1 protein-coding gene and 3 pseudogenes are annotated in these 1,976 nt (G+C 72.0%); 1 reads left to right on the top strand and 3 read right to left on the bottom strand.

The features are described 5' to 3' along the window. Window positions 1–697, top strand: a pseudogene (locus FAF44_RS52985) (MFS transporter); the annotation flags it as partial. Between the two features lie 117 nt (window positions 698–814). Here FAF44_RS52985 and FAF44_RS55540 read toward each other — a convergent pair. From FAF44_RS55540 to FAF44_RS56600, 3 genes and pseudogenes are all read right to left on the bottom strand, one after another. Further along, a pseudogene (locus tag FAF44_RS55540) lies at window positions 815–961 on the bottom strand (TetR/AcrR family transcriptional regulator); the annotation flags it as partial. A 44-nt stretch (window positions 962–1,005) separates the two neighbouring features. Continuing rightward, the gene (locus FAF44_RS52975) at window positions 1,006–1,203 is read right to left on the bottom strand and encodes a hypothetical protein (protein WP_237111084.1); all 198 of its coding nucleotides are present in this window, start codon (window positions 1,201–1,203) and stop codon (window positions 1,006–1,008) included. Between the two features lie 137 nt (window positions 1,204–1,340). After that, window positions 1,341–1,640, bottom strand: a pseudogene (locus tag FAF44_RS56600) (IPT/TIG domain-containing protein); the annotation flags it as partial. Window positions 1,641–1,976 lie beyond the last annotated feature (336 nt).

Raw genomic sequence — 1,976 nt, 5'->3', positions numbered from 1 at the left:
CGCGGCCGGGTTCCTCGTCGCCGCCGGGCTGCTGCTCAGGCTCCCCGCCGTGCCTGGTCGCGCGCCTTCCCGGTCTTCCGGGCCTGCTACGTCGCGGCTGGCGGTGCTCGGGGACCGGCCGTTCGTGGTCGTCACGCTCATCAACGCGGTGATGTCGTTCTACATGCCGCTGCTCAGCCTGGTCGTGCCGCTCTGGATCGCCGCCCGTACCAGCGCGCCGACCTGGGTGGTCGCCGTGCTGCTGCTGGTCAACACCGGCGGCGTGCTGCTGTGCCAGGTGCGGGTGGCCCGAGGCGTGACCGGGCTGCGGGACGCCTCGGCGGCGGTGCGGCAGGCGGGGATCATGATGTTCGCGGCCTGCGCGGTGTTCGCGCTGAGCCCGTACGGGTGGATGTTCCTGCTGGTGGCGGCGGTCCTTCAGGTGATCGCCGAGATGTTGCTGGCAGCGGGCGGCTGGGAGATCGCCTTCACGCTCGCCCCGGACGACCGGCAGGGACAGTACCAGGGCTTCTTCGGCACAGGCGTGGCCGTGGCCAGGATGCTCGGGCCGGTCGTGCTGACCACGCTCATCCTCGGCGGCGGCACGCTCGGCTGGCTGCTGACCGGCGCCATGTTCCTGACGGCCGGTGCCGCGATGGCGCCGGCCGTCAGGTGGTCGCTCCGGGAGGCCGCGAGCACCGGCCCAGCCACCGGCTGAGGCCGGCGCCGCGATGGCGTCGCGGTGGAGCCCCTGCACGGTCGGCGATTCGGGCCGTCTCACGCTGACGCCGCGGGGAGCGTCGGCTGGGTCGGCCAGGGTGGCGCTGGGCCAGTACCGGTAGACGGTGCCTTTGCCGACGCCCGCCGCGTGGGCGATCTCACTGATGGTGGCCTTGCGCACGCCGTGGTCACGCACCAGCTCGCGCGCGCTGTCCAGGATGCGGGCGGCTTTGCGCGAGTGGTGCTCGATCAGCCGGCTCACCTGGGCTGTCCTTCTGTGGTGCTCGTTCGTGCCGGGCTCGGGGGTTATACGGCGGCGACGTCGAACTGTTTGCTGTTCATGTCCGAGCCGTTCATTATCTTGCCCAGGGCAGGGCCGATGAGCGGCGCGTGCATGAGGCGGAGCATCGTGGCGCGGCTGATCTGCTCCTTGCGGTCGTGGGGGGTGAAGAGCTTGCGGCCGGTCGGGGCGCCGGTTTGCTGGGTGTGGATGAAGGGCCACATCCGGGCCTCCCAGGTGCGCAGCGCGGTGGGCAGGTCGCCGGGATGACCAGCTTGCGGGCGATGTCAGGCACGGCCGCCCCGCGAGCCCGGAGCATCCCGAAGGTGGCACTGACGCCGCCGAAGGTCACGCTGCCAGCGAAGCATTGACTGTCCTGAGGGTCGAACTCATGGCCGGTGATGGTGGCTGTGGTGCCGCCACTGTCAGGTCCCGAGGCGGGGCTGATGCCGGTGATCTCCTCCTTCTGCGCGCCGTCCCCTGGCCCGGACCAGTGGCCGTGAACATCCGCAGGCGGGCGCGCAGGCCAGCACAGCCCCCGGAAGGAGCCGAGGCGCAGACGGTGAGAAAGCGTCCCGCCACCTGGCGAGAGGTCCCGCCCCTCTGCCTGGCTTCGGCTGTGCGCCAGGCGCGACCGGCCGTCCTGACCACCGCCGCCCATGACGGCCCTGTCACGGGCGGCTCTCGTGACAGGAGCCGAACCGGCTTCCCGCCTCGGCGGTCGGCGGGCCACGTCAAGGGACAGGATTGCGCCACTGCTCCCCGGCGGCCACGGAGGGAACCGCCGGACGGGCACTGCGAATGGAACGTTCGCTGACCACGGCACCGGCCAGGGGGGACGCGGAACGAGATCCGGCGGAACGGGAGTCCGGCGGTCCAGGACGGTGACGCCGGCGATGGGGGCCGGCGTCAGCGGCCGTGAAGCGCGGACAAGCTTCGATCGCCTCACCGAGCGCCATCTCCGCGTCGGTCGGGCGCGCGGCTATTGACGGTCGTC

The organism is Nonomuraea sp. MG754425, from assembly GCF_021699195.1.
GTDB lineage: Bacteria > Actinomycetota > Actinomycetes > Streptosporangiales > Streptosporangiaceae > Nonomuraea.
This window is presented reverse-complemented; position numbering and strand designations above follow the sequence as displayed.